This window comes from Marinobacter sp. EVN1 (assembly GCF_000475375.1).
In the GTDB taxonomy this organism is placed as follows: Bacteria; Pseudomonadota; Gammaproteobacteria; order Pseudomonadales; family Oleiphilaceae; genus Marinobacter; species Marinobacter nauticus.
Map to the genome: position 1 here is coordinate 348,877 of NZ_AXCB01000045.1, position 26,519 is coordinate 375,395.

The window sequence follows — 26,519 nt, forward strand, 5'->3', positions numbered from 1 at the left end:
TTCCGGTTCGATTCCCTACTTATTATTGTGATTCTCTCATTACACGCGATCTGCGCCAGAGGTTGAATGCGACCATCGCACCAAAAAACAGGCACCAAAGTACTATTCTTGCGCCGGGGTGCGGTTCGTATCGTTGAGTCATGAACGCGCCAATACATACAACACGCTCTCCCGGCCACCCTGTCGGTCGCCACTGGTTGCTTACCGCCCTCACAGCGCTGTTGTTGCTCGTGAGGTGCCCGGTGGTGATCGCGGCGGGCGATGACGATGGGAGTGATCTACCGATTTTATCCCTGAGTGTTCTCCAGTTTGGCACCGCCCATTGGGAACTGGATCATCTGCAGTATCGGGGCCTCGACAGGGCCAACGGATTCCGGCTTGAATTGTTGCCGGTGGCGAATCTGCCGGCCTCGAGGCTGGCAGTGACAGCGGGGTCCGTCAACGGTGCCGTCGCCGATCTGCTCTGGACTCAGTTCCGGTATCAGGCGGGGGCCTCCTACCTGTATTTGCCGTTTTCTTCCCGGATTGGCGAGATACTGGTGGCCGAGACGTCTGATATATCCGCACTGGCAGACCTGCCGGGCAAACGCATTGGTGTCGCTGGCGGACCTGACAGCAAAGGCTGGGTTCTGCTGAATCGTGTAGCCGCCCGACAAGGGATAGATTTGTCGGCGTCTGCGTCAGTCCAGTTTGCCGCACCTCCGTTGCTCAGCCAGTCCCTCAAGCGGGGGCAGTTGGATGTCATCGTGACCTATTGGCATTTTGCGGCACGAATGCAGGGGGAGGGTGGATGGCGGTCGGCGTTCAGTATGGCCGAGTTGCTGTCAGAGCTTGGCCTTGAGCGCCAACTGCCGGTGCTCGGTTATGTGTTCCCCGAAGACTGGGCCCGGCAGCATGCTGATCTCATTGATCGGTTTGCCGTCGCCCTGGCTGGCACGAAAGCCGAACTGGCCCGCGAAGCGGGGCACTGGGACCGTCTCCGGCCATTAATGGGACACCCTGCGGATGGTGTATTCGAGGCGCTCAGGCGGGGATTTGTGCAGGGCGTTCCCGGATCTCAGACCGACCAGCGCATCGCTGATATGAAACAGTTGCTGATTCTGACCGGCGCCGACCCGTCACAGTTAATGCCCGACGACCTGTTCTATCGGTGGCAGCCATGAACGTGGGGACGCACCGCCCGCCGGTCTGGAGCTACTGGATTGTGCTGCCTGGACTGATGGTTTTGTGGGCGATGACTGCAGGATATCTGGGTTCCCCGTTGTTGCCGGGTCCGATGGAGGTACTGGAAACCCTTGTCAGAGAGTCCTCCTCAGGCCAGCTCTGGATGCACCTGGGAGCAACTTTGTCCCGCGTTATCGTGGCGTTTTCCCTGGCGATGCTGCTCGGTACCGCTATTGGCCTGGCGTTGGGGCGATCACGCACCTTCAATGCGCTTTTCGATCCTCTGCTGGTGCTCATGCTTAACCTGCCTGCTCTGGTGACCATCATTCTGATGTACGTCTGGTTCGGACTGGTGGAAGCTGCGGCTGTGATGGCCGTCGTTGTAAACAAGATACCCAATGTCGCAGTGACGGTGAGGGAAGGAGCCCGGAGCCTTGATTACCGGCTTGAGCAAATGGCCAGCGTGTACCGATTCTCCCTATGGCAGCGGTTGCGTGACGTCTGGATGCCCCAGCTTTTCCCCTACCTGATGGTGGCGACCAGAGGAGGTTTGGCGCTGATCTGGAAGATTGTCCTGGTCGTCGAGTTGCTCGGCCGGTCGAATGGAGTCGGATTTCAGTTGCACATGGCGTTCCAGGTGTTCGATGTGTCCGCCATCCTGGCATACAGTCTGGCGTTTATCGCCGTGGTGCAACTGATCGAGCTCGCGATACTGCAGCCACTTGAAAACCGTTCCAGCAGATGGCGCCAACCGGAGTCGGTCCATGCTTGAGTTGCGGATCGCCGGTCGGGATTTCGGTCAGCCGGTGCTGGGTGAGATCTTTGTGGGTATTGAACGGGGCGACCGTATCTGTCTGATGGGCCCTTCGGGCATTGGCAAGACCACACTGCTGAATGCCATTGCCGGTCTTGATAAATCGATTCCGGAATCGGCCGTGCTGGGGCGTGAGGTGCTTCGGGTGGGGTACCTGTTTCAGGAGCATCGCCTGCTGCCCTGGAAGAGCCTGATGTCGAACCTCAGGCTGGTTGGCGCCAGCAAACGGGAAGCCGAGGAATTGCTGATGCAGGTTGGCCTCGCCGGTTACGGGGCCTATCTGCCAGACCAGTTATCCCTGGGAATGGCCAGGCGAGCGGCCTTGGCGCGATGCCTGGCTGTTAAACCGGACCTGCTGTTGCTGGACGAGCCGTTTGCCTCGCTGGATCCGATCATGGTCGCCGAACTCAAAGCGCTGGTCTCCGGGATTCTGGACGCGCAGCCGGATATGGCGATGATCTGTGTGACTCACGATGACAAAGATGTCGTGAGTCTGGCTAACCGTCTGTGGTACCTGAATGGGAAGCCGGCCAGTTTGCAATGGACCGACACGGTGGGCGATCCCCAACGATTGGAAAAACTGCTGGGAAGGTTGCGACATGGGTAGTCGCGTCGCGCTCGTGGTGTCAGGTTTCGTCGAACTCCGGCAAACCTTGGGTCATCGCGAGCTCTGACCGGCTTGCGGCATGTTCCATGACCGTCCTTTGTTCACGGAGTTTTCTCTTGAAGGATGCAATCTCCGTTTCCGGAATGGCTGCGGCGGTCGGGATGTCGGCCGTTAGGGGATCAACCGGGCGACCATTGATGTGGAACTCAAAATGAAGGTGGGGGCCGGTGCTGCGCCCGGTATTTCCTGACAAGGCAATTTTCTGTCCGCGCTCTATCGCAGCGCCTTTACGAACCAGGATCTTATGGAGATGCAGGTACCGTGTGGTGTGCATCCCCCCATGCTCGATGTCGATGTATTTGCCGGCGTAGGGGTGGTTTCCAACGCGGGTCACGATGCCGTCTCCGGTACTGAGTACCGGGGTGCCCGTTGGTGTCGCCAGATCCACCCCGTTGTGAGGTGCGGTACGCCCTGACACGGGGTGTAATCGCCTGGGGTTGAAACGTGAGCTCACACGGTATTGCTTCCGGGTGGGCAGGCGCAGAAAGGCGGGCGTCACACTCTCGCCCTTCTCATCGTAATAATTACCGTCCTCATAAAGAAAGGCGTAATGGGTTCTGGCACTGCGTTCCAGAGACAGGGCTTCGATGCGGGTCTTGCCGGTGCTTTGGGTGCCCGTCATTTCGTGGCCAATGATGATGGAGAACCGGTCGCCGGCCCTGAGATCCCTCCGGAAATTGAGTTGGCTACCCAGAAGCTGGTCGATGAGAAGGATCTGCGCCTGCGTTACGCCCGCTTGCATAGCTGAGGCGTAAAAATTGCCATTGATCGTGCCCCTGAGCACCTCGGAGACCCAAAACGTCTCTTCCTCAAAAGCCTGATGCACGAAGGTGCCATCGGTTTGGCGCGAGTAGGTCACATGGCGTGCCGGGTCGAGAAACAGAACCAGTTCTGAAAACTGCCCTTGCTCATTGAAGTCCAGTACGAGTCGGGTTCCGGGCTTCAGGGTTTCCAGATGCAGATACTCGGCGTCTGCTGCCAGAACCTCCTGGAGGTCCTCCAAAGGCGCGTTGTTTGCGCGGAAAATCCGGCTTAACGTGTCTCCAGTTTCCACACGCCAATCAACGGTTATCCCCTTAGGGCGCTCCGCCGCCTGCCGGTCCTCCGTGCCGGCTGGTCCAACGGCCTCTGCCGGAGCTGAAGCTGTTTGGTTCCCGAGCTCCGGCGTTTCCGATGGCACAGCGGCCATTGCCGGCGACGATTTGAGTGGCAACAGGTTTGCCGTCAACAGAATGGCGGCCGCCAGGGCAAGCGCAATTTTCTGGAGGGTTGAAAACATTGAGAAGATCTTCATTTTCTGAGTCTCTATGCCACGTTCTGACCGTTCGACAATTGACGGTTCGTCCGACGGAATACGGCGTTTACTACATTCAAGGCCACGAACAGGAAGGCGACAACGCACACAATGGTTGGCCCGGTTGGCGAATCGAAGTGATAGGATAACGCCAGACCTGCAATATTGGCGCAAACACCAATTATGGCAGCCATGACCGCCATGGCTTCCGGCGTCCGGCTGAATCGACGCGCGGTGGCTGCGGGGATGATGAGCATGGCGGCGATCAGCAGAACACCGACCACCTTGATTGCCACTGCCACCACAATCGCAAGAGCGATCGTCAGCACCAGCTGCTCCCGGCGCGGCGATATTCCGCTGGCAAGTGCCAGGTCAGGACTCAGGGTTGATAATAGCAGAGCAGACCATCGATATCCGATCATAACAAGAACCAGGGCAGCACCGCCCCAGATAACGGCCAGATCTGTTTTGCCCACGGCAAGGATATCTCCGAACAGGTAGGCCATCAGATCGATTCTTACTCCCGACAGAAACGAGACGGCGACCAGCCCTACCGCCAGCGCAGAGTGAGCCATAACGCCGAGCAAGGTGTCCATGGCATATCCCCGGCCGCTCAGTGTCGAGACGGTCACCGCCATCAGGAGCGATATCATCAGCACGCCGGCGAAAATCGGTGTGGAGAGAGTCAGTGACAGGGCGACACCCAGCATCGCCGCGTGTGCGGTGGCATCGCCAAAATACGCCATGCGCCGCCACACGATAAAGCAGCCCAGAGGCGCCGCGGCCAGAGATACACCAACGCCTGCCAGTGCGGCCCTCATCAGGAAATCGTCAAGCATCAGCCCGCCTCCCGTATGTCGCCACTTCCTTGGTAATGCCCCCTGTGGCTATAGAGCGCCAGCGATTCATCATCCTCGTCGAAGCCGAACAGCACGCGATACTCCGCGGAGCTACTGACAAGTTCCGGTTTACCTTCGCAGCAGACGTGCCCGTTCAGGCAGATCACCCACTCGGACCGGCGCATGACGACTTGAAGGTCGTGGCTGACCATGATCACGCCACAGTTCAGGGACTGCCGAATTTGCTCGATCTGTCGATAGAAGTCCGCCGTACCACGGCGGTCAAGCCCCTGGGTCGGCTCATCAAGTAGCAGAAGATCGGGTTTTTCAAGCAGCGCCCGTGCCAGCAATACTCGCTGAAGCTGGCCTCCCGACAGAGACATCAACTGTTGGCGCAGAAGTTCTGGCAAACCGGCCTGTGCCATGGTCTCCCGGATCGCATCCGTTGAGGCACGGTTCGGGAGTTGCAGAAAGCGTTGCACGGTCATCGGCAGGGTTTCATCAATGTGGAGTCGCTGCGGTACATAGCCGATTGAAAGACCGGGTGCGCGGATGATCTCGCCTTCTGAAGGTTGCAGTGCGCCAATGAGCATTTTCAGCAGGGTGGACTTGCCGGATCCGTTAGGACCAATGACGGTGACGATCTGGCCGCGATCAACCTGCAGGTCGATATTTTTCAATATCCGGTTTTTGCCGATCTGTACCGACAGGTTGTGAGCTTGAATCAGCATCGATGAATCCTTGTGGGCGTGTTTTCCCAGTTTCGCTGTCTGCATAATAAGTAGAGTGTTGGCGCGCTGTGAGTTTTCAATCCAAAAGATATGTTATAACATAACATTTTCCGCCTTCTGCAAATTGATTGCAACCAACCTCAAGCTGTCCAGGAGATTTCAATGATACGACCGATAATTCTAGCTGGCGCCGCGCTCAGTTTCCTGCCCTTCAACAGTTGGGCATCCGCTCCCAGAGTCGCGGTCGATATCGCCCCGCTGCACTCCGTTGTGACTCAAGTGATGAAAGGGGTCGGAGAACCAGAGCTGCTGATTCAGCCTGAGGCGTCACCTCACAGTTATTCCCTCCGTCCATCAGAGGCCGAAGCACTTGCCGAAGCGCAGGTGGTTTTCTGGATCAGTGGTGAGCTGACGCCCTGGCTGGAGAACTCTCTGGAGAACCTGGCAGGTTCAGCAACCAGGGTCGAAATGCTGGAGTTGTCCGAGACGGTCAAATACGGGTTCCGGGAAGGGGCAACGTTCGAAGCGCACGCTCATGGTGAACATGGTGCAGAAGGCGGCCACGATTCGCACGGCGAGGGGCAGGATGGTCACGATCAGCACCATGATGAGCATGATGAACACCAAGATGCGCATGATGAACATCAAGATGAGCATCACGAGGACCACCACGCCGAGCATGACGGCCACCACCATGGAGAGCATGACCCTCACGCCTGGCTGGATCCGATGAATGCGAAAATCTGGTCCGCTAAAATTGCCCAGGCCCTCTCGGAAGTTGATCCGGCGAATGCCAGCGTCTATCAGAACAACGCCAAGGATTTTGCCCAGTCGATGGACAACTTGATCGCTTCATTGCAAGAGCGGGCAGATCGAATCGAGGGGATCCGTTTTATCGTTTTTCATGATGCCTATCAGTATTTCGAGCGTCGCTTCGGGTTGCTGGCAGCTGGTGCAATTTCGGTGTCCGATGCGTCAGATCCCAGTCCGGCTCGAATCCGTGAGATTCAGTCGATGGTCTCTGAGCTTGGCGTGACCTGCGCGTTTACCGAGCCACAGTACGACCCCGGACTTGTGAAAACGGTTTTCGAGGGTTCTAAAGTGAAAACCGTCGGGGTTATGGATCCGTTGGGTGCTGACCTCCAAATTGGTGGCGGTCAGTATTCGCTACTGCTTGAGGCGTTGATGAACAGCCTTGAGAAATGCCGATAAAAGCGATGAACGGTTTCCAGCAATTCAGTCAGAGCTTCTCGGACGGTTAACCCAATGGACAAGCTGACCGCAAATCAAAGAAGGGTCTTGGAAGTCCTGCAGCAGGCGGATGCCCCGTTGGGTGCTTACGCCATTTTAAAGGAGACAGGCTTTCGCGGTGCAACCCAGGTCTATCGGGCATTGGACCGGCTTGGCGATCTCGGATTTGTCAGGAAGCTGGAAAGCCTTAACTCCTTCATTGCGTGCTCGGATCGAGGCAAGGCCTCCCCCGCCGCCTTCTTGATTTGTGATCAGTGCGGATGGATCCGGGAATTCGTCGATGCCCGGGAGATTGCGGAGTTGCAGGCATCTCTCGGCCAATCGGACTTTCAGGTTGTTCGAGCGGTTGTGGAATTACACGGTATATGTTCTTCGTGTGCCGGCCGGAAAACTCACGCTGAAAAAGTATCAACCTCTAACAGATCGAGACAGGTTTAGCATGAATCAGGATTTACCCGATGTCGCCAGTAATGAAACCTCAGCTATCCGTGCGCCGCTAGAGTGGGTGGGAATGAGCCGGATAGACATACCGGTTCAACTGGACGAGCCCGGGTGTCCGGGAACCATTCATGCTGTTGCGGATCTTCAGGTCAATCTGCCGGCGTTGACGGTGAAAGGCATCCACATGTCCCGCTTGTATCGGATGCTGGACGAGCTAACCCGAGTGGAGGGATTGGCGCCCGGAGACCTGAGAGAGCTTCTCCAACAGATGGTAGCAAGTCACAAAGACTGTTACACAGATGGCGCGCGGGTGGCGCTGGACTTCAGTCTTCTCGCCAGACGACCGGCGCTTCGGACGCCGGAATTGGCCGGCTGGAAGTCTTATCCGGTCCGGCTTGAGGCCACACTGGACCATACCTGGTTCGCGCTTAAAGCGTCGGTTCAGGTGCAGTATTCATCGACGTGTCCGTGCTCGGCGGCACTGGCTCGTCAGCTGGTGGCTGACGGTTTCAGAGAACACTTTCCAGACCGGTCCGGGCTGACGAGCGAAGAAGTGGCCGCCTGGCTGCAACAGAATGCTACGCTCGCTACGCCTCACAGCCAGCGGAGCGAAGCAACGGTGAGTGTAGAAATCTCTGACTCGTCAAAAAGCTTTGGCCTGATGGCGCTTATTGATCAGATCGAGGCAGTCTTGGCAACGCCCGTCCAGACCGCCGTCAAGCGGGCCGATGAGCAGGCCTTTGCGTGGTTGAACGGTCAAAACCTGATGTATGTCGAGGATGCGGCACGGCGGATCCAGAGTGCTTTATCCGGGCGTTACGATAATCTGCGCACCCATGTTCGGCATCTGGAGAGCCTGCATTCACACGATGCCGTTGCATCGGCCAGCGGGGATTTTCAGGGGGTGATCTGATGGGCGCCGATGGAATCCAGCTTTTCAATACGCTGGCGGGCCAGAAAGAGCCACTGAGCACGGAGCTCCCCGGGCGAGTGACCATGTACGTGTGTGGGCCCACGGTCTACAACTATGCGCATATCGGTAACGCGCGGCCGGCGGTGATCTTCGATGTACTGGCCCGGCTGCTGCGCCACGACTATCCCTGTGTGCTCTATGCCCGCAACTTCACGGATGTTGATGACAAGATCAATGCCGCGGCGGCTGCCGAAGGGGTGAGCATCAAGACACTTACGGATCGGTATATTGATGCCTACCATGAGGATCTCGAAACCCTGGGAGTTGAAGCTCCGGATTTGGAGCCCCGAGTCACAGAGCATATTCCGGACATCATAGAGTTGATTCAGGCTCTCATGGTTCGGGGGCACGCCTATGAAGCATCGGGGCACGTGCTTTTCCATGTGCCTTCCTATTCCGACTATGGGGCCTTGTCCAGACGCAAACCCGAAGACATGCTTGCCGGTGCCCGGGTTGGGGTCGCCCCCTACAAACGTAGCCCTCTGGATTTCGTGCTCTGGAAACCATCAACCGGCGATCAGCCCGGCTGGGCAAGCCCCTGGGGCCGCGGCAGGCCCGGATGGCACGTTGAATGCTCGGCGATGATCGGCAAGCACCTCGGCACAACGATCGACATTCATGGTGGTGGGCAGGATCTGATATTCCCGCACCATGAAAACGAAATTGCCCAGGGTACCTGTGCCAATGGCACCCTCTATTGTCGAAGCTGGGTTCACAACTCGTTTGTTACCGTGGATGGGCAGAAGATGTCCAAGTCACAGGGCAATGTGCTATTGATTCGCGACCTGCTTGCCAAGGCTCCCGGTGAAGCCATTCGCCTGGCTCTGCTGTCGACCCATTATCGCAATCCCCTCGACTGGAATGAGCGCCGCCTGACTCAGTCGATCGGAATCCTGGCCCGTTGGTACGGCTCTCTGGCCGACGCGGAGGATGACACGCCGCTGCAGGTCGGTGCCGAGAGCGAGCCAGACGCGGAAGTTCTGGCCGCTCTTCGCGATGATCTTAACGTGTCCCGGGCGTTGAAACGGCTGCATGAGCTGTGTCACCAGGTGCAGCAGGCCGATACACGCGAGCGGGCGAGGGAAGCGGCGCGGACCTTCCGTGCCTCGGCCGGCATGCTAGGCCTTCTTCGCTCGCCTAGCGAGCTGGCGCTTGCTGATTTGCTTGGCTTGGAATCGAGCAGTAGTCGTGAGGAATTGCCACCCGAATGCATTGAGGCAATGTTCCGTGAACGTCAGGAAGCCCGTGATCAGAAGGATTTCGCGCGTTCCGACGTGATCAGGGAGCAACTGAGGCAAGAGGGAGTGGTGATTGAGGATACGGCTCAGGGCTCGCATTGGCGTTGGGGAAAAGAGCGTTGACACCTTCTCGTCGAGAGAGATGTGTTTCCTTACTCTTCAGGTGCTTCATCGCCATAAGGTGCTGAATTCAAGCTGGAGGAAAGTCGCATGACTGTAGAGGGCTACCACCCTGAAAAATACGCGGATCTGTTGGTTGTTGGTGGCACCGTGCTCACGCCCAATGGTTCCGAACAGGCGGATTTAGCCTGTCGTGACGGTCGAATTGTCGCCCTCGGATGTTTGCAGGGGCAGTGGGACGCTGTTTCGACCATTGATGCCCGGGGGCTGCATATCTTGCCCGGTGTGATCGACAGTCAGGTGCACTTCCGCGAGCCCGGGCTGACACATAAGGAAGATCTTGAAACCGGGACTCGCGGCGCGGTGCTGGGTGGGGTGACCGGCGTTTTTGAAATGCCGAACACCAATCCACTGACCCTCTGGCATGAGGATTTACAGGCGAAGCTGGATGCGGCTCAAGGTCGGGCCTGGTGTGATTATGCCTTTTACATCGGAGGCTCGGGCGTCAATGCCAAACAACTTCAGATTCTTGAAACTCTGCCGGGCTGTGCGGGTGTGAAGGTATTTATGGGCAGTTCGTTTGGCGACCTGCTGGCGGACGATGACACCGTGCTACGAAACATTCTGCGCCATGGGCGCCGACGGATGGCGGTCCATGCCGAGGACGAGGCCCGCTTGCGCCAGCGCAAGTCGATTGTCGAGGCCAGTGGGGATGTTTGCCAGCATCCGGACTGGCGCGATATGGAGTCTGCGCTTCTGGCGACGAAGCGGATCGTAGCCATGGCGGAGGAAGCGGGGCGTCGGCTGCACGTCCTGCACGTTTCCACAGCTGAGGAAATGCGATACCTGGCCGGACATAAACGGCGCGTGACTGTGGAAGTGACGCCGCATCACCTCACCATGGCGGCCCCCGAGTGTTATCAGCGCCTGGGAAGTCTGGCCCAAATGAACCCGCCGGTCCGCGAACAGCGCCATCAGGACGCTTTGTGGCAGGCGATCCGAGAGGGCACCGTGGATGTGATTGGCAGCGACCACGCTCCGCATACCCTTGAAGAAAAAGCGAAACCTTACCCGCAATCGCCCAGCGGTATGACCGGGGTGCAGACGCTTTTGCCGGTGATGCTGGACCACGTACATAACGGGCGCCTCACGTTGCAGCGGTTGGTGGATCTGACCAGTGCTGGCCCTGCGCGGATCTTTGGCCTGGAGGGTAAGGGGCGCATCGCACTCGGATACGATGCCGACCTGACAATCGTTGATCTTTCTGCGCAGCGCACGATAACGAACGATTGGATAGCCAGCCGCAGCGGATGGACGCCATACGATGGCAAGAAGATAACCGGCTGGCCAATCCACACTGTGATTCGGGGTCATGTGGTTGTGCGTGAGGAACAACTTGAGGGCGCTCCCCGGGGCAAGACTATTCAATTTCTCGAAACATTCGGGGCAATCTCTGCCTCCGATTGAATTAATTTGATCAGAAAGGAACGATATATCATGACGACCGATTCCGGTAACACCAGAGATTCCGGCCCAGGCACTGTCGGGCTCGCTGCCAGAACCTCAATCGAGCAGGTGGAAGAAGGGGCGGAGTTGGCGCCCAAGTTCGACGCTGATGGCTTGATTACCTGCGTAACCACAGATGCAGAAAGTGGGGAAGTGCTTATGCTGGGGTATATGAACGCCGATGCATTGGCGAGAACCATTACCACCGGTGAAGCCCATTACTGGAGCCGTAGCCGTGAAGTTCTATGGCACAAAGGCGCTACCAGTGGGCTGGTTCAGGAGGTGGTTGAAATGCGCATCGATGACGACCAGGACGCGGTCTGGTTAAGGGTTCGCGTGGCTGGCTCGGGTGCCAGCTGCCATGTCGGTTACCGCTCCTGTTTCTATCGCAAGGTGCCGGTTGCGGCAGAACGAAACAACGGCAGTGATCTGGTGTTTGTTGAGCATGAAAAACAGTTTGATCCCATGGACGTGTACGGTGATGCGCCCAACCCTACTAGACTCTAAGGAGGAATGGGCGATTGCATGCTCAGTCGGCCAGCGTCGGCCATGCGGCAATTTAACGTATCGGCAGGCGTGCTTATTGTCGGTAATTGAGCTCCTTTCGCTCGTTCAGGGTTTTAACCTCTGCGCACAGTTCTGCTGTCGGGCGTGCCAGTAACCGGGGAATCCCGATGGGTTCCCCGGATTCCCGGCAGTAGCCGTAATCACCGTTTAATATTCGCTTGATCGCAGCCTCGATTTTCGGGAGCAGGCGTCGTTCCCGGTCGACAATGCGCAGCGCCAGTCTCGATTCCTCTTCGTAAGCGGCGCGATCCGCCTCGTCGTTCATTTCCGGCGGGCTCGCCAGCTGCCGTTTGGCAGACTCAATGCTGTCCATCGTTTCGGTGCGCAAATCTTCAAGCAATTTTCGAAAGAATGCCAGTTGCGCCTCGTTCATGTAGTCGTCGGCCGGTGCCTGCAGAATCTCATCTCGCGTCATTGTCATGATGGCTTATCTCCAGGCGGGAAAGGGGTCATTGAGGGTCTGCCAGAATTCCTTGCCCGCGAGCAACTGCTCGTCATCCAGCAGGCATGCATCCAGCTGGCGGGTTATGACGTCGCGATCCAGGTTCTGGCCAATGAACACCAGCTCCTGGCGCATGTCGCCGAAGGGTTCCTCCCAGCTTTCCATAATGGCCGTTCGGTATTCCGGGTCTTCTGGCCAGTTACTTTCCGGCACGGCTTTCCAGAACATGCCGGCAAAACCATAGCGGGCAATACCGCCGGCCTGACTCCAACTGCCTGCGAATTCGGGGCGGGTTGCGAGCCAGAAATAACCCTTGGAGCGGATCAGTTTGCCTTTCGAAGTCCCCTCGTGCAGGAAATCGTAGAATTTAGCGGGATGGAAAGGTCGGCGTGCGCGATACACGAAGCTCGAAATGCCATACTCTTCGGTTTCAGGAATGTGCTCGCCGCGCATTTCCTTGAGCCATCCGGGTGCCTGCTGAGCACGCTCGAAACTGAAACGGCCGGTCTCCAGCACCTTGTCGAGCGGCACTGCGCCCTGGGAGATCGGAATAATTTCCGCTTCTGTGTTTAGGCTGCGAAGTACTCCTTTGAGTCGTTCCAGATCTTCCGGGCTGGCCAGGTCGGTCTTGCTGATCAGCAGGATGTCACTGAACTCGATCTGGTCAACCAGCAAATCCGCAACGCTGCGCTCGTCTTCCTCGCCAAGGCTCTCGCCGGTTTCCTGGAGTGACTGGGCCTCGTCATAGTCCTTCAGGAAGTTCACCGCATCCACCACCGTCACCATGGTGTCCAGGCGTGCGATATCAGACAGGCTAACGCCGTCTTCGTCGGCAAAGGTAAACGTCTCCGCCACCGGCAGGGGTTCTGAAATACCGGTGGACTCGATCACCAGGCAGTCAAAGCGCCCTTCGGATGCCAGTTTCCGGACCTCGACCAGCAGATCCTCCCGGAGCGTGCAGCAGATGCATCCATTGCTCATCTCCACCAGTTTCTCTTCCGAACGGTTGAGCGTGACCTCCTGCTGGACCTGAGCGGCATCGATGTTGACCTCGCTCATGTCGTTCACGATCACCGCCACGCGTTTGCCCGCGCGGTTATTGAGAATATGGTTGAGAACCGTGGTTTTGCCGGCGCCCAGAAAGCCGGACAGCACCGTAACCGGTAACCGCGAGTCAGATTGCTTCATTCGTAAACTCCTGCGTTTTTCCGCTACGCGCCGCGTCCACGGCGCTTTACTTTAGATATGTTATAACATAACATTCCCGGCCCTGAAACGTTACCTGTTTTTAAGTTCGTTCCGATAGCCTGCAGGCACGGAGGTTGTCCATGACAGTAGAGTCCAATGCAGTGTCCGGTCCTGTGGCTGTTCACGGGAGCAAGCCTGAATGTCTGACAGAGATATTCCGGGATGAGGTCAATCTCGCGGTCTGGCGCCGGGAACCGCGCACGGAATGCCTTGAGTTTGCCCGCCATTTCGCCTCAGAGATGTCCAGCTTCGAGCGCTTTGTGGCGCAGGAGAAAGACGAACCTGTTGATGAGATTCTTCCCGGCTGGGCACTGGAGCTGTCTGGCGCCCGGGCGTGGCTGGCGGATGTCAGGGAACTGATCGCCATGTATCGATGCCTGTTCGAGCCTGCTGCCGTGGGGATTCGGGTTCATGTGCTGGCTGACACCATGTGTCCCCGGTTTCACACCGACCGGGTTCCAGCCCGATTGCTGGTGACCTATTCGGGACGCGGGACCGAGTGGCTTGCAGAGCCGGATGTTCTGCGCGCGGAAAACCCGGGGCCGTTGCCGGAACAGCCAGCAGCGGAACACTGCATCCAGGTCATGCCAACCGGCTCGGTTGCGATCCTCAAGGGAGAAGCCTGGATTGGCAACGAAGGTCGCGGCCTTGTTCATCGCTCGCCCGCGCCGGGTGATACCCCAAGGCTGGTTCTGGGACTGGACTGGCTTTCCTGAAGCAATAAAAGCAATGTTATAACATTAACTAAGGAGTTTTTGATGTCTGATCAATTCCGCCAATTTCCCTTCAGCCTGCGACCGATTGCTACCTCTGCGCTGCTGGTTTCGGCTGCAATGCTGACGGCCTGTGGCGGTAGCAGCAGCTCTGAGGATGAGCACGAGCACACGGAGATCGACACCGCCGGTCGTCTGGCCCTGTTCGATTCCGACGCTTCGCAGCTCAAGGTGCTGGACCTCGACAGCAGTGAAGTGCTTGCCTCCATGGCCATGAATGGTGAAGCGCCGCGCCTCTATGCCTCACCCGGCAATCGGTATGCGGTCGCTATCCAGCGGGGCGACGATCTGGTGTCGTTTGTTGACGGTGGGCTGTATACCGAGGACCACGGCGATCACATGCATGATTACGCAGAGACGCCGAGCATGCTGACCCTCACCCTGAACGATCACAAACCGACGCACTATTCTTCGGGTGAATCGGAAGGTGTCGTTTTCTTCGACGGTGGTGAGGCCGCAAGCTCGAAAGTGACCGTGTTTTCCGATGCAACTCTGGGAAGTGGCACCACCGTGGCCAGCCTTCAGCTGGAGAACAACATGCACGGTGTTGCCAAGATGATCGATGGCCACCTGTTCGTAACCTATCGGGACAGCTCAATCACGGACACCACGCTGCCAGCGGCGGTTGAGCGTTACCATCTGGACGGTAGCAGCTTCGAATTCGAAGAACGCTACAGCCAGGCTTGCCCGAGGCTTCACGGTACTGCCGCCAATGCCCACAGCCTGGGCTTTGGTTGCAGCGATGGCGTTCTGGTGATTGATCTGCAGGAAACCGGTTACCCGGCCACCAAGCTGGCGAACCCCGAAGGCCTGGCGGAGGGCGCTCGCATTGGAACCGTGGTTGCCAATCACGATGTTGAGGAGCTGGTTGGCATTGCCGGTGACCGTCTGTTCGCGATCCATCCGGAATCAACTGCTGAGGTCTACCACGAGCTTGAACTCGGGGAGGGCGTTGGCCGCCTGGCCCAGGGCTTCACGACCCATGGCGAAGTGTTTTATGTGCTCGGCGATGATGGCGGTCTGCGGCTTTTTGATCCCGCCCATGGTTGGGAGCTGCTCACCACGGTTGAGTTGATGGCCGCGCCGGGTGAAGAGGACACGATGGCCGTGACCACGTCTGCCGCCCAGGAGCGACTGTTCGTGCTGCACAACCAGTCTGTGATCGAAGTGGATACCACCGATGGCGATATCGTTCGGACCATCGACCTCGGTTTCAGTGCCTCTGCCATCGCCTGGCTGGGTCTGGCCGAAGCGGGCCACGACCACGATCACGACGACGAGCATTCCCACTAATCTGCTTTCAATCCCGCGGGGCGCGTCGACGCGCCCTGCTGCTTTATATCCGGAGTCCCTATGTTTAAACGTTTTGCTCCTTTTGCCATTTTTCCATTGGCCATGACGGCGGGCTGGGCAACCGCCAAAGAACTCAATCCGGAGGTCAGTGTGACGCTGGACGGATACTACAAACAGAACGAGACCGCTCTGTCCCATCGCGAGCAGGGCTTCGGCCTCGGCCACACAGAACTGTCCCTGTCTTCCCCGATTGATGACCTGTTCTCCGGCCGACTCACCGCTGTATTCGAAGAGCACGACGGTGAGAGTGAGGTACTGATTGAAGAGGCGTATCTGCAAACGAACGGGTTACCGTACGCACTGAACGTTCGGGCAGGGCGGTTCCTGTCGCAGGTGGGCTATCTGAATGGGCGCCATATGCATGAGGACGACTTTGTCGAGCGCCCGGCCGCCTATCGCGCGATGCTTGGCAGCCACTATTACGACACCGGGGCACGCCTGAACGTGTTGTTGCCAACGCCTTTTTTTTGGCAGGTCGGTGCGGAAGCCTTTGCTGGTGACCAGCTGACTGAGGGTGAGGAAGACATTGGTGTTTACACCGTCAATACCCGGCTTGGTGGTGATATCAGTCTGTCACAAAGCTGGCAGTTGGGGCTCTCCTGGCTGCGGAACCGCCATGCGAAATCGGCGGAAACCGGGGACGGCAGCCACGATCACGATCATGAGGAAGGGCACGACCACAGCCACGGTGCGGCCTACACCGGCGAAAACCTCTATATCGCCGATCTGGTCTGGAAGTGGTCTCCCAACGGCAACAACCGCGAGCAACAGCTGACGCTCAGCGGCGAATACCTCTATGCGGATGAGCTGAACCAGTTTGCGGCGTCTGACGATACCAATGAAGGCTGGTACGTTTCCGGCGTTTACCAGTTTGCGCCCCAGTGGTCGGCGGGCGTTCGTTACGGTGAGGTGGATCTTCAGGAAGCCCATGGCGATCACTTCCACAATCAAACCCTGGAAGAGACCGACGTGATGCTATCCTGGTCCCGTTCTCACTTCTCCACGGTACGGCTGCAGTACACCCATCAGGAAGCGACCGGGTTCAGCAACGCCGACAATACCGTGATGGTGCAGTACGTCATGTCCCTCGGTGCCCACGGCGCCCATGGGTACTGATATGACACTTCGTAACGCCGTTGCGGCAATGTTGTTGATCGTGACAGCCGTGCCGGCCCAGGCCCAGCTTCGGGTGTTCGCCTGTGAACCGGAATGGGCGGCCCTGGTTCGGGTGCTGGTGCCGGATGCTGAGCTCACCACCGCCACCAGTCACCTTCAGGATCCTCACTACATCGAGGCTCGGCCAAGCCTGATTGCGGCGGTGCGGCGCGCGGATATTGCTGTCTGCACCGGTGCCTCGCTGGAAGCCGGCTGGTTGCCCATGCTGCTTCAACGGGCCTCGAACCCGGACATTCAGGCCGGACGCGCCGGACTGTTTTTTGCCGCCGACCATGCCCAGCTGCACGCCCCCCACGATCACGTGGATCGGAGCATGGGCGATGTGCACCCCGAAGGTAATCCTCATGTGCACCTGTCGCCGGATCAGTTGCCAGAGATTGCCCGTGCCCTGGCAAAGCGCCTGGGAGAGATTGAACCGCAGAGGGCTGCCGCCATACAGGGCCGCTACATTCGCTGGCGGGGCGACTGGAATGGCCTGCGTGCCGAGTGGCAGGCCAGGGCAGAGGCACTCAGAGGACAATCTTTGGTGGTTCAGCACTCCAATTTCGGCTATCTGTTGCGATGGCTGGGTGTGGAAAAGGCAGCGGATCTGGAACCGAAACCGGGGTTGCCTCCCAGCGCCAGCCATTTAAGCAATTTGCTGGCTAATCAAGAACTGGAGGATGCCAACGCCATCCTGATTGCCAGCTACCAGGATCCGCAGCCGGCAGAATGGCTGGCGGAGCAAACCGGGCTGCCCGTTGTGGTGGTGCCGGGGACGGTGACGGGCGAAGCGCCGGCGGACACCCTGAGCGGGCTGATCAGCGAGATCATCCGCCAGGTTGAGTCGGCTGCAGCCGGAGCCTCCCATGACGGAGTATGAATGGCTGCTCCTGCCAGTAGCAGGCAGCGCCATGCTTTGCCTGCTACTGGTCCCGTTGGGTTACCAGGTGATTGCTCGAGGCGTGATCTTTGCGGATCTGGCCATTGCTCAGTGGGCGGCATTGGGCACCCTGGCCGGCGTGTATTTTCTGCCTAACCACACCCTGGCTGGCGCACCGGTCAGCAGCCTGATGTTTGCGCTACTGGCGGCCGTGGCGGTTCACCTGATCTTCCGTCGTCTGGCGCAAGCGAAGGAGGCGTGGATCGGTATCCTCTACGTGGTCGGGGCGAGTCTCGCGGTGCTGCTGGTCAGTGGCGATCCGCACGGCGCCCAGGCGCTCCAGAGAGCCGCGTCGGGTGACCTGCTATGGGCCAGTTGGCCTGCGGTGCTTGCCGTTGGCATGCTCTCCGCGCTGGTCTGGTTGCTAAGCCTGTGGGCCCCTGGCTGGATGATGGGTGCGGTTTTCATGCCGGTGTTCGCGGTGGCGGTGACCTATTCGGTCTCCCTGGCCGGCATCTACGTGGTGTTTGCGACCTTGATTATGACACCGCTGATCCTCGGCTCCCTTGTCGGTAAAGGGCCTTTCCTGGCCGCTTGCTGTGGCATTGCCGGGCACCTGTGTGCGGTGGTGGTTTCCGTAATGTTCGATGTACCGGTCGGCCCGGCCATCGTGGTGGCGACCCTCGCCATGTCACTGCTCTGGTTGGTCGTCCTGCGCGGGCTTGCTGCCCAGAACCCGGGTGCGCTGCGGCCGGAAGCCGGCCGTGGCCAGTAACACCAGCACCGCCGTCACGCCCGCGGTAATACCGAAAGCCATCGGGTTCCACTCCAGGTAAAGGGAAAACCGGATGGCTTCCACCGCATGGGTGAAGGGATTGAACTGGCAAATCCAGTAAAGCCAGGGGCTGGCCTCATTCATGCGCCAGAGCGGGTAGAGCGCCGAGGACATGAAGAACATCGGGAAGATGACGAAATTCATTACCCCGGCAAAGTTCTCCAGTTGCTTTATCCAGGTGGCGATCAGCAGGCCCAGAGCGCCCAGCATGAGGCTGGTCAGAATCAACGCCGGCAGCACAGCCAGGTAACCCCACAATGGCGGCTCGACATCCACCAGCAGGGCCAACAGCAGGAATACATACACCTGGCCGATGGAGACCACGCCCATGGCCAACAGTTTGGTAACCAGCAGGAAGGGGCGAGGCAGAGGGCTCATGAGGAGCACCCGCATGCTGCCCAGCTCCCGGTCATACACCATGGACAGGGCGCCCTGCATGCTGTTGAACAGGATGATCATGCCGCACAGACCGGGCGCGATGTAGGTTTCATAGGTGATGTAGGTGTCGTAGGGCGGAATAATGGAAATGCCCAGCACAGCCCGGAAACCGGCGGCGAAGACCACCAGCCAGAGCAGTGGCCGGACCAGAGCGCTGGCAAAGCGAGTGCGCTGCTGCCAGAACCGGAGCCATTCCCGTGTCTGGATACCTACAAAACAATGCCAGTAGTGAGCTGCTTTCATATCAGCCGGCTCCGGTCAGGGCGTGGAAGGTTTCGGCCAGATCGAGGGTGCCTTCGGCGTCGCAGATGGCCTGGCCATTGCCGTCGGCCAGCAACTGGCCCTGGTGCAGGATCAGCACCCGGTCCTCTTCACGGACTTCTTCGATCAGGTGAGTGGCCCAGAGCACGGTCAGGCCGTCCTCTTCGCACAGGGTACGCACGTGCTCGTTGAGCGCCTTGCGGCTTGCAACGTCCAGGCCCACCGTGGGTTCGTCGAGCAACAGCAGCGTGGGCTCATGCAGGAGAGCCCGGGCGATTTCCACTCGCCGGCGATGGCCACCGTTAAGCTGGCGGACGGCATCGTTGGCGCGCTCCAGCAGGTTGAAGCGTTCCAGTTCCCGATCACCCCTGGCTCTGGCTTCTTTGCGGGACAACCCGTGCAGAGCGGCGTGGTATTGCAGGTTCTGGCGAACGGTCAGGTCCAGATCCAGCGCGTTCTGCTGGAACACCACGCCGATCTGGCGCATGGCCTCGGCCGGCTGCTTTTTCAGGGATCGGCCGCCCAGGCGAATATCGCCCTGCTGCAAGGCCAGCAGACGAGTGAGCAAGCCAAACAGGGTGGATTTCCCCGCGCCGTTGGGCCCGAGCAGGGCATGAAAACGGCCAGAGGTCAGCGCAAAGCTGACCTCCCGGAGCACCGGCTTGTCGCCGTAACGAAAGCTGAGGTTGCTCGCTTCAATGGTCATGACGTCGGGTCGATGACCACACCCCAGGGGTAGCGGCCTACCTTGATGGATTTAATCACCTTCAGGTCTTCCACGTCGATCACGGAGACATCGCCGGACACGCCGTTGGTGGTGTAGAGATGTTTTTCGTCCTTGTCGAGATCCAGCTGCCACACCCGGGCGCCAACCAGCAGATAGTCCAGAACCTCATAGGTCTGGGCGTCTACGACGGCCACGTGGTTGGAGGGCCCCAGTGCCACGAACGCGTATTTGCCATCGGAGGTCAGTTCAATACCCACCGGCTGGACCCGATCCTGGTTTACGCCGGGCACCTTGAAGGACATCTCATGGATCTGCTCCAGGTTGTCGACGTCGATGATGTGCACGGTGCCGCCGATTTCCGCGGAGGCCCAGGCAATCTTGCTGTCTTTGGAGAACTCCACGTGGCGCGGGCGCTGGCCCACGACGATGTTCTTCTCGATCTCGAAAGTCTCGGTGTTGATCCAGTGCAGCATGCTGGTGGTTTCGGAGGTGTTCACCGCCCACTTGCCGTCCGGGCTCACCGCCATGCCTTCCGGTTCGATACCCACATCGATCTGGGCCAGAACATCCTTGGTGTCCACATCCACCACCGTCACGATGGCGTCGTCTTCGTTGGCGATGTACAGGTGCCTGTTGTTCGGGTGCAGCGCAAACTGCTCGGGATCTTCGCCCGAGGGCAGGGTGTCCACGATTTTTCGGGTGGCCAGGTCCAGTACCTGCACCGTGTCGTCGTCACTGGCGCAAATGTACAGCTTGGTGTAGTCCTTGGAGAGCAGGATGCCCCGGGGCCGCTGGCCAACATCGATGGTTTCGATCACTTCCCGGGTTTCGGTATCAATCACCGACAGGGTGTTGTCTTTCTCGTTGGAGACATAGGCCACGCTGGCCAGAGCCGGTGTCGACAGGCCGATCATCGCCGCAAGGGCTGTGCGCTTGAACAGGGTTTTCATGGTGTAACTCCTTCTTGTTTTGAAAGTTGGCAACCGATGGTTCAGCCGTTGCTCCGACATTCGCTCTCGGGCCGGTCGAAGCCGAGGGTATCCAGTTCGGTATTCGGGTGAAGAAAGCCTTCGAACGGGGCGGTGGCCACCAGCCCTCTGGGGTGAACCATCGGAATGGGTTGACGCATCTGGCCATTCCAGTCCCGAAAGGTCACTTTTCGGCCCTTGAAAGCCGCCAACTGAAACTTGTCGCTGAACAGAAAATTCCGGATCTCGGTGGCATTGGCTGAGTTCAGGTCGGACACGGCAGTGCCAATGGCGCGAATGGCGGCCCAGGCGGCGTAGTCTTCGCTGTTCATGTCGCGATTGGCCAGTTCGCGGAACCGGTTCTGTAGTTGGGCAGCCCCCCAACTCTCCACCACCCGGTGCCAGGTGACCGGCGACATGCCCTGGGTGCCCACCACCGGGCGTGGCAGCCAGGTGTTGAACGGCACGTACTCGCCAAAATCGCCCCGCACATCGGCCACCACCACCGCGTCGTAATCTCTGGCCTGAGTGAACAGGGGCAGCTCTTTGGAGGCCGTGCGGCGGAGATCAGCGTCAAAGGTCCAGGGCTTGTCCTCGACAATCTCGAGCCCGAAGCGCCTGGCAGAGCGGCGGAAGGCATTGGCCCAGTTCCTATCCGCCTCGGTGGGGCCTGTAATCAGAAAGACTTCATCCCACCGCCGCTGGTTCAGCCACTGGCCGAGCGCATCGGTGAGCATGGAATAGCTGGGTATGGTGTGTAGCAGGTTCACGTGGCACTGGCCGGTGCGCAGGGCATCGTCTTCGGCGCCGGCATTGAAAATCAGGGTGTTGTCGCCGGCCTTCTCAGTGAGGGCCTTTAAGGTCGAGGCTGGCGCGTTTACGACAAACAGATCCAGCCCGTTCTCGCGCATGGCATCAAAGGCCGCAATGGCCGCCTCTTCCGAATCCGCCACATCACTCTGCAAGGAGTAGGTCTGGCCCAGGAATTTGCCTGTAGTGCTGTTGTCGTTGATGGCTAGCTCGGCGCCCCGCAGGCCGGCGTCCTCGGGTTCCGGGATTACATTGGAAAGCACGGGCCCCTGGTCTGGCAGCCACTGCAGATAGCCAATCCGCACGTCCAACGATTCCGCTTTCAGCGGGGTTGCTGCTGCCAGGGCGATCAGTAATGGAGTCACGGTCCGGGCGAGAAAAGACATGGGATTCTCCGGTTTGTTGTTGTACTTCCAGCTTATGAAAGGGGGAGAAGCCCGGAAATATTCAGAAAGTAGGAAAGTGGCGGTACTAAAGAACTATTCCGGTGGAAACTGTTGGCTTTAGCATGGGGTAGAGAAGGTGTTTTCTCGCAACGGATAAAAACAATGACCGTATATCGGAAGATTTCCCTGTTGATGCTGGCGGTTTTCCTTCTTGTTTATTTGCTTGGAGCGCTGTTCTACACCCAGCAAGCCCGCCATGACGTTCAGCGGGAGCTCGAAGGCGCTGCCGGGCTCGCCGGGAGTCTTGTGAGTCCCACTACTCTTCCAGAATCCGTTGTCGGCACTCTTCGTCACCTGACGCCTGTAGATGACACAGGCGGAAGCAGGGGTGGAGAGGTGCCGACATGGTTCTCTGCACTGATCGCCGGGGAATCGTCTCCGCCTGTGGTTAACGGCTGGCAGGTGAATCCCAAAGACGAAGTTGAGGAGATCTGGGAAGGCTTCCTGCTGATTTCGGGCGCCTATGCCATTGGTATGGGCCTGTGTTTTCTTGCCTTGTTCTTCATTGTTCGGCGCGGCATGCGCACACTGACCAGTCTGTCTGAGGCCATGGGTGCAGTTTCGGCAGGTCAAATGACATCCCGCCTACCGCGTCAGGGTGAACAGGAACTGGATGCGCTGGTTTGCCGGTTCAATTCCATGGCCGTGGCACTCGAGTCAGAACAGCAAACGGTGAGCCGCCTGCTTAACGAACTCCTGCAGTTGCAGGATCGGGAACGCGAGCACATCGCCCGGGTGTTGCACGACGATCTTGGCCAATACCTGACGGGCATTCGGGCCCAGGCACGCAGCCTGCTCTACGACCCGGATCTCAGCGATCGCCAGAAGCAGCAGGCCAGAGATCTGGCGGAACACTGCGAGACCATCCAGAAGCACTTTCGGCATTTGTTGCAGGAGCTGCATCCGCTGGTGATGGAGCAACTGGGGCTGGGCAGTGCCATTCGCCATCTGACCGAGCAATGGCAACAGCTCAGCGGCCTGGAATGCCGCCTGGCGATGGACGAGCGCCTGCCCGATTTTACCGGGGAGCAGCAAACCCATCTGTATCGGTTCCTTCAGGAAGCCCTGAACAATGTTTCCCGTCATGCCAACGCTTCCTGCGCCACGCTGGCGGTTGCCCGCAACGATAACGAGTTGAGCGTAGAGGTGGGTGATGATGGTGTGGGCAATGATCAATTGCCAGGCAATGCCGGCCTGGGCGTGCGTTCGATGTGTGAGCGAGCCCGCTGCCTGGGTGGCGAGGTAAGGTTTCTGAGCCGGTTGGGCGAGGGAACGCGAATCCGGCTGGCCGTGCCACTGACTCCAGGTACCGGAGGTGTTGCATGAAACTGATGATTGTGGATGACCACCAGGTAGTCCGACAGGGCATCGCCAACCTGCTGCGATCCATGTTGCCGGCGGTAGCCATCACCGAGGTCGATAACGGTCAGGATGCGGTGGCCCGCTATGGCGAGCTGCGGCCCGATGTGGTGCTGCTGGATATGGGGTTGCCCGATATCTCCGGGCTGGAGGTTGGGCGACGACTGCGTCAGCGCTGGCGGGGAGCGGCGATTCTGTTCTTCACCATGCACGATGAGCTGCCCATGGTGCGTCAGGCTCTGGATGTGGGAGGGCTCGGTTTTGTCTCCAAGAGCTGCGCACCCGAGGAGCTTGCGGAGGCCGTAAAGCGGGTAGCGTCAGGCCAGCCCTATATTGAGCACCCGATTGCCACACGTCTGGCCATGAATCAGGAGCGGCCGGTCGATCACCGCCTGCGGGATATGACCCAGCGGGAGATGGAAGTGTTGCTGATGTACGCCAGAGGAGAGAGTCTGGGCGGAATCGCCGAACGCTTGTGTGTCAGCAGCAAGACCGTGTCCAACCACCTGGCCGGACTGAAAAACAAGCTGCAGGTTTCTTCCTCCGTAGAGCTGATTCACCTGGCCGTGGATGCCGGTCTGATTCGCTATGGCCAGTTGGAGCAAGCCAGGCGGGTCTGAGCCCGCCCCGGCTCACCAGTCAAAGGGGCAGGCCTTGCAGCCCTCCATGTAGGTGCCCTCGAAGGTGGCATAGTGGATGCGGCTTCCGGTGAGGTCCGCGCCTGCCAGATTGGCCAGCCCCAGCTTGGCTTCCTGAAGGTTTGCGCCCCTGAGGTTGGCCCCCTCCAGATTCGCCTTGGGCATCCAGGAAATCTCGAAACTGCTGAATGGCATGGTGGCGTTTACCAGGGTAGCCCCGGAAAAACGGGAGAAGTCGAAGTTGGCGCCGGTCAGATTGGCGCCGCTGAAGTCTGCACCCTGGGCGAACAGGTATTGGCCTTGTATTCCCTGCAATTCGGCATCCTTTAGCGATGCCCCCCTCATGCTGGCCCGGTAGACCTGAAGACGATATCCGGTGACGTTGTCGAGGTTCGCCCCGTCGAGGTTGGCGCCTCGCAGACTGGTGTGGCTCAGGTTGGCGCCCGACAGGTTGGCACCACGAAAGTTGGCAGAGCGTAGATCCATATTGGACAGATTCGCGCCCTGAAGGTCCGCTCCGGGGCAACTGGTTTCACGTTCAAGTTTGCAGCCGTTGATGAGCGGAACTGGCTCAATATCGGCCATATAGTCACCGCCGAAAACGGGGGTGAACGCGAAAAGAAGAACGGCTGTTGCGGTGGCTCTCATGGATTCACTCCTGAATCAATCGTAAAAAGGGGCCTGGCAAGACGCCAGGCCCGAACCGGAGGAAGATTATCGGGAGGCCTGTGCCCAGGAAGGCATCTTGAAGACCCAGAAGGACCCGCCCTGGGAAATGGGCTTGGTCAGCTCCGCCATGTCGCCACCCCACAATGGAACGGCCCCGCCATAGCCAGAGGCCACACCGATGTATTGTTCTCCGTCCATTTCCCAGGTGATCGGCGACGAGATGATTCCCGAGCCGGTCTGGAACTTCCAGAGTTCTTCGCCGGTCTCGGCATCGAAGGCCTTGAGATATCCGTCACCGGTTCCGGTGAAGACGAGGCCACCCTTGGTGGTCAGAACGCCCGCCCACAATGGCATTCTTTCCTTGTGCTCCCACTCAATGTCACCGGTGATCGGATTCATGGCTCGAAGTATGCCTACGTGGTCGTCGTACATCCGCTTGATCCGGAAGCCCTGACCCAGGTAAGCCGCACCTTTTTTGTAGGTAACTTCCTCTGTCCAGTAATCCTCTTTCCAATGGTTGGCTGGAACATAGAACAGGCCGGTGTCCTGGCTGTAGGCCATCGGGTTCCAGTTTTTACCGCCCAGGAAAGGGGGCGAGACTTCAATAGACTTGCCTCGGGTTTCTCCTTCAGCAACCGCTGGCGGCCGCTGGCCTTCTACCTCGACCGGGCGGCCGGATTCCAGGTCGATGTGCGTGGCCCAGGTGATATTGTCGACAAAAGGAAACGCATTCTTCAATTTACCGTTTTCACGGTTGACCACGTAGAAAAATCCATTGCGGTCGGCGTGGGCCGTAGCTTTTACCGTGTCCCCGTCTTCATCATATTCGAACAGCACGAGTTCGTTGTTACCGGAGAAATCCCAGGCGTCGTTTGGCGTGTGCTGATAGAACCATTTGACCTCTCCCGTGGTTGGATCGACGCCAACCTGGCCGGAGGTGTAGAGGTTGTCGTAGTCAGCGGGGTCGCCTCCGGGCGAAGTACGTTTCCAGGTATTCCAGGGGGCCGGGTTGCCAGCGCCGATGATAATGGTGTTGGTTTCTGAATCGAAGCTGGCGCTTTGCCAGGGTGCGCCGCCGCCATGGCTCCAGGCCTCAACTTTTCCGGTTTCAGTATTCGGATCATCAGGCCAGCTGGGTGCCCGAGGATCTCCCGTTGGCGTACTTTTTTCGCCGTTGAGCCGACCGAAGTGGCCTTCAACGAACGGGCGCATCCAGATTTCTTCGCCGGTATCCGGGTCGCGGGCAAACAGTTTGCCGACGACGCCGAATTCGTCACCGGAAGAACCATGAATCAGCAGGACTTTTCCGGTTTTCTGGTCTTTCACCAGCACCGGGGCTCCGGTCATGGTGTAGCCCGCCTCGTGATCGGCGAACTTCTCGCGCCAGACCACTTTTCCGGTGTCTTTATTCAACGCGACGATGCCGGCATCGAGGGTACCGAAGAACACCTTGTCACCAAAGATCGCGGCGCCCCGGTTGACCACGTCGCAACAGGGACGAATACCCTCGGGCAGGCGGTGACTGTATTCCCACAACCGCTCCCCGGTCCTGGCATCCAGCGCGAACAAACGGGAGTATGAGCCGGTGACGTAGATCACGCCGTCATGGACCAAGGCCTGGGATTCCTGACCGCGCTGCTTTTCATCACCGAAGGAGAAGGACCAGGCGGGAACCAGGCGCTCCACGTTATCGCGGTTGATGGTTGTCATCGGGCTGTAACGCTGGGCTTTGGGGCCGATGCCGTATCCCAGCACGTTTTCGGGGCTGCGGGCGTCATTGGCAATGTCATCCCAGGTAACCTCTTTGGCCTGGAGTTGGCCGGCCAGACCGGCCGTGGTCCCCAGCGCCAGTGCCAGACTGATACCCCGCAACAGCGGGTGCTTGCGTGTTCTGATGCTCATATTCTTT

Annotated in this window: 27 protein-coding genes; 16 read left to right on the forward strand and 11 right to left on the reverse strand. The window is 58.8% G+C overall.

The annotated features are described in order from the left end of the window. Positions 1–140 precede the first annotated feature (140 nt). The 3 genes from Q674_RS36335 to Q674_RS36345 are packed head-to-tail and all read left to right on the forward strand — an operon-like array spanning position 141 to position 2,585. Positions 141–1,163 carry an ABC transporter substrate-binding protein gene (locus tag Q674_RS36335; RefSeq protein WP_227501247.1) on the forward strand — a complete coding sequence of 341 codons (1,023 nt, stop codon included), beginning with the start codon at positions 141–143 and terminating at the stop codon, positions 1,161–1,163. Further along, positions 1,160–1,936 (forward strand): ABC transporter permease, encoded by a 777-nt coding sequence (locus Q674_RS36340; RefSeq protein ID WP_031210335.1) that lies wholly within the window; start codon positions 1,160–1,162, stop codon positions 1,934–1,936. Before Q674_RS36335 ends, Q674_RS36340 begins: the two co-directional genes overlap by 4 nt. Beyond that, entirely contained in the window at positions 1,929–2,585 is a 657-nt protein-coding gene (locus Q674_RS36345) for an ATP-binding cassette domain-containing protein (RefSeq protein ID WP_014422676.1), read from the forward strand. Before Q674_RS36340 ends, Q674_RS36345 begins: the two co-directional genes overlap by 8 nt. A 19-nt stretch (positions 2,586–2,604) precedes the next feature. On the opposite strand, the gene Q674_RS36350 is transcribed toward Q674_RS36345, so the two are convergent. Genes Q674_RS36350 through Q674_RS36360 form a run of 3 tightly spaced genes read right to left on the reverse strand, consistent with a single transcriptional unit; the run spans position 2,605 to position 5,509 of the window. Next, a complete protein-coding gene (locus tag Q674_RS36350) occupies positions 2,605–3,924 on the reverse strand; it encodes a peptidoglycan DD-metalloendopeptidase family protein (protein WP_023009618.1) in 1,320 nt (439 codons plus the stop codon). Positions 3,925–3,950: 26 nt separating this feature from the next. Then, complete coding sequence (locus tag Q674_RS36355) at positions 3,951–4,778, reverse strand: metal ABC transporter permease (protein ID WP_023009619.1); 828 nt, start codon at positions 4,776–4,778, stop codon at positions 3,951–3,953. After that, positions 4,778–5,509 carry a metal ABC transporter ATP-binding protein gene (locus Q674_RS36360; protein ID WP_023009620.1) on the reverse strand — a complete coding sequence of 244 codons (732 nt, stop codon included), beginning with the start codon at positions 5,507–5,509 and terminating at the stop codon, positions 4,778–4,780. Before Q674_RS36360 ends, Q674_RS36355 begins: the two co-directional genes overlap by 1 nt. 162 nt (positions 5,510–5,671) lie before the next feature. Between Q674_RS36360 and Q674_RS36365 the strand changes: the two genes are divergently transcribed. The 6 genes from Q674_RS36365 to hisI all read left to right on the forward strand — a co-directional run bounded on the left by Q674_RS36365 (position 5,672) and on the right by hisI (position 11,545). Continuing rightward, the gene (locus Q674_RS36365; protein WP_023009621.1) at positions 5,672–6,721 is read left to right on the forward strand and encodes a zinc ABC transporter substrate-binding protein; all 1,050 of its coding nucleotides are present in this window, start codon (positions 5,672–5,674) and stop codon (positions 6,719–6,721) included. A gap of 54 nt (positions 6,722–6,775) precedes the next feature. Beyond that, entirely contained in the window at positions 6,776–7,198 is a 423-nt protein-coding gene (locus Q674_RS36370) for a Fur family transcriptional regulator (protein ID WP_023009622.1), read from the forward strand. 1 nt (position 7,199) lies between these two features. After that, positions 7,200–8,114, forward strand: coding sequence for a GTP cyclohydrolase FolE2 (gene folE2 / locus Q674_RS36375; RefSeq protein ID WP_023009623.1), 915 nt, complete (start codon positions 7,200–7,202; stop codon positions 8,112–8,114). Beyond that, positions 8,114–9,535: a cysteine--tRNA ligase gene (gene cysS, locus Q674_RS36380; RefSeq protein WP_023009624.1), complete on the forward strand. Its 1,422-nt coding sequence runs from the start codon at positions 8,114–8,116 to the stop codon at positions 9,533–9,535. The genes folE2 and cysS overlap by 1 nt, the downstream gene beginning before the upstream one ends. Positions 9,536–9,622: 87 nt before the next feature. Beyond that, positions 9,623–10,999 carry a dihydroorotase gene (locus Q674_RS36385; protein WP_023009625.1) on the forward strand — a complete coding sequence of 459 codons (1,377 nt, stop codon included), beginning with the start codon at positions 9,623–9,625 and terminating at the stop codon, positions 10,997–10,999. A 30-nt stretch (positions 11,000–11,029) separates the two neighbouring features. After that, on the forward strand, positions 11,030–11,545 hold the full coding sequence (hisI, locus tag Q674_RS36390; protein WP_023009626.1) for a phosphoribosyl-AMP cyclohydrolase: 516 nt from the start codon (positions 11,030–11,032) through the stop codon (positions 11,543–11,545). 73 nt (positions 11,546–11,618) lie between these two features. On the opposite strand, the gene dksA is transcribed toward hisI, so the two are convergent. Both dksA and zigA read right to left on the reverse strand, forming a co-directional pair. After that, positions 11,619–12,026 (reverse strand): RNA polymerase-binding protein DksA, encoded by a 408-nt coding sequence (dksA, locus tag Q674_RS36395; protein WP_023009627.1) that lies wholly within the window; start codon positions 12,024–12,026, stop codon positions 11,619–11,621. A 6-nt stretch (positions 12,027–12,032) separates the two neighbouring features. Then, positions 12,033–13,235, reverse strand: a complete 1,203-nt coding sequence (gene zigA / locus Q674_RS36400; RefSeq protein WP_023009628.1) for a zinc metallochaperone GTPase ZigA — start codon at positions 13,233–13,235, stop codon at positions 12,033–12,035. A gap of 140 nt (positions 13,236–13,375) precedes the next feature. Here zigA and Q674_RS36405 point away from each other — a divergent pair, with 140 nt between their 5' ends. From Q674_RS36405 to Q674_RS36425, 5 genes are read left to right on the forward strand one after another with little or no spacing between them, the layout of a single operon-like run. Further along, positions 13,376–14,011, forward strand: a complete 636-nt coding sequence (locus Q674_RS36405; protein ID WP_023009629.1) for a DUF1826 domain-containing protein — start codon at positions 13,376–13,378, stop codon at positions 14,009–14,011. Between the two features lie 42 nt (positions 14,012–14,053). Then, the gene (locus Q674_RS36410; RefSeq protein WP_023009630.1) at positions 14,054–15,361 is read left to right on the forward strand and encodes a hypothetical protein; all 1,308 of its coding nucleotides are present in this window, start codon (positions 14,054–14,056) and stop codon (positions 15,359–15,361) included. 60 nt (positions 15,362–15,421) lie between these two features. After that, the gene (locus Q674_RS36415; RefSeq protein ID WP_023009631.1) at positions 15,422–16,537 is read left to right on the forward strand and encodes a hypothetical protein; all 1,116 of its coding nucleotides are present in this window, start codon (positions 15,422–15,424) and stop codon (positions 16,535–16,537) included. 1 nt (position 16,538) lies between these two features. Then, positions 16,539–17,459, forward strand: a complete 921-nt coding sequence (locus tag Q674_RS36420) for a metal ABC transporter solute-binding protein, Zn/Mn family (RefSeq protein ID WP_031210340.1) — start codon at positions 16,539–16,541, stop codon at positions 17,457–17,459. Beyond that, complete coding sequence (locus Q674_RS36425; RefSeq protein ID WP_023009633.1) at positions 17,446–18,234, forward strand: metal ABC transporter permease; 789 nt, start codon at positions 17,446–17,448, stop codon at positions 18,232–18,234. The genes Q674_RS36420 and Q674_RS36425 overlap by 14 nt, the downstream gene beginning before the upstream one ends. On the opposite strand, the gene Q674_RS36430 is transcribed toward Q674_RS36425, so the two are convergent. The 4 genes from Q674_RS36430 to Q674_RS36445 are packed head-to-tail and all read right to left on the reverse strand — an operon-like array spanning position 18,151 to position 21,884. Then, entirely contained in the window at positions 18,151–18,975 is an 825-nt protein-coding gene (locus Q674_RS36430; protein WP_023009634.1) for an ABC transporter permease, read from the reverse strand. The genes Q674_RS36425 and Q674_RS36430 overlap by 84 nt on opposite strands. Position 18,976: 1 nt before the next feature. Further along, positions 18,977–19,699, reverse strand: a complete 723-nt coding sequence (locus Q674_RS36435; protein ID WP_023009635.1) for an ABC transporter ATP-binding protein — start codon at positions 19,697–19,699, stop codon at positions 18,977–18,979. Continuing rightward, the gene (locus tag Q674_RS36440) at positions 19,696–20,670 is read right to left on the reverse strand and encodes a YVTN family beta-propeller repeat protein (RefSeq protein WP_023009636.1); all 975 of its coding nucleotides are present in this window, start codon (positions 20,668–20,670) and stop codon (positions 19,696–19,698) included. The genes Q674_RS36435 and Q674_RS36440 overlap by 4 nt, the downstream gene beginning before the upstream one ends. Positions 20,671–20,711: 41 nt before the next feature. Beyond that, positions 20,712–21,884: an ABC transporter substrate-binding protein gene (locus Q674_RS36445; protein ID WP_023009637.1), complete on the reverse strand. Its 1,173-nt coding sequence runs from the start codon at positions 21,882–21,884 to the stop codon at positions 20,712–20,714. A 162-nt stretch (positions 21,885–22,046) separates the two neighbouring features. Between Q674_RS36445 and Q674_RS36450 the strand changes: the two genes are divergently transcribed. Together Q674_RS36450 and Q674_RS36455 are read left to right on the forward strand one after the other, a co-directional pair. After that, entirely contained in the window at positions 22,047–23,270 is a 1,224-nt protein-coding gene (locus Q674_RS36450; RefSeq protein ID WP_023009638.1) for a sensor histidine kinase, read from the forward strand. Further along, on the forward strand, positions 23,267–23,923 hold the full coding sequence (locus Q674_RS36455) for a response regulator transcription factor (RefSeq protein WP_014422663.1): 657 nt from the start codon (positions 23,267–23,269) through the stop codon (positions 23,921–23,923). Before Q674_RS36450 ends, Q674_RS36455 begins: the two co-directional genes overlap by 4 nt. Positions 23,924–23,935: 12 nt before the next feature. On the opposite strand, the gene Q674_RS36460 is transcribed toward Q674_RS36455, so the two are convergent. Together Q674_RS36460 and Q674_RS36465 are read right to left on the reverse strand one after the other, a co-directional pair. Beyond that, entirely contained in the window at positions 23,936–24,589 is a 654-nt protein-coding gene (locus Q674_RS36460; RefSeq protein ID WP_023009639.1) for a pentapeptide repeat-containing protein, read from the reverse strand. A gap of 66 nt (positions 24,590–24,655) precedes the next feature. Continuing rightward, a complete protein-coding gene (locus tag Q674_RS36465; protein ID WP_023009640.1) occupies positions 24,656–26,512 on the reverse strand; it encodes a PQQ-dependent methanol/ethanol family dehydrogenase in 1,857 nt (618 codons plus the stop codon). Positions 26,513–26,519 lie beyond the last annotated feature (7 nt).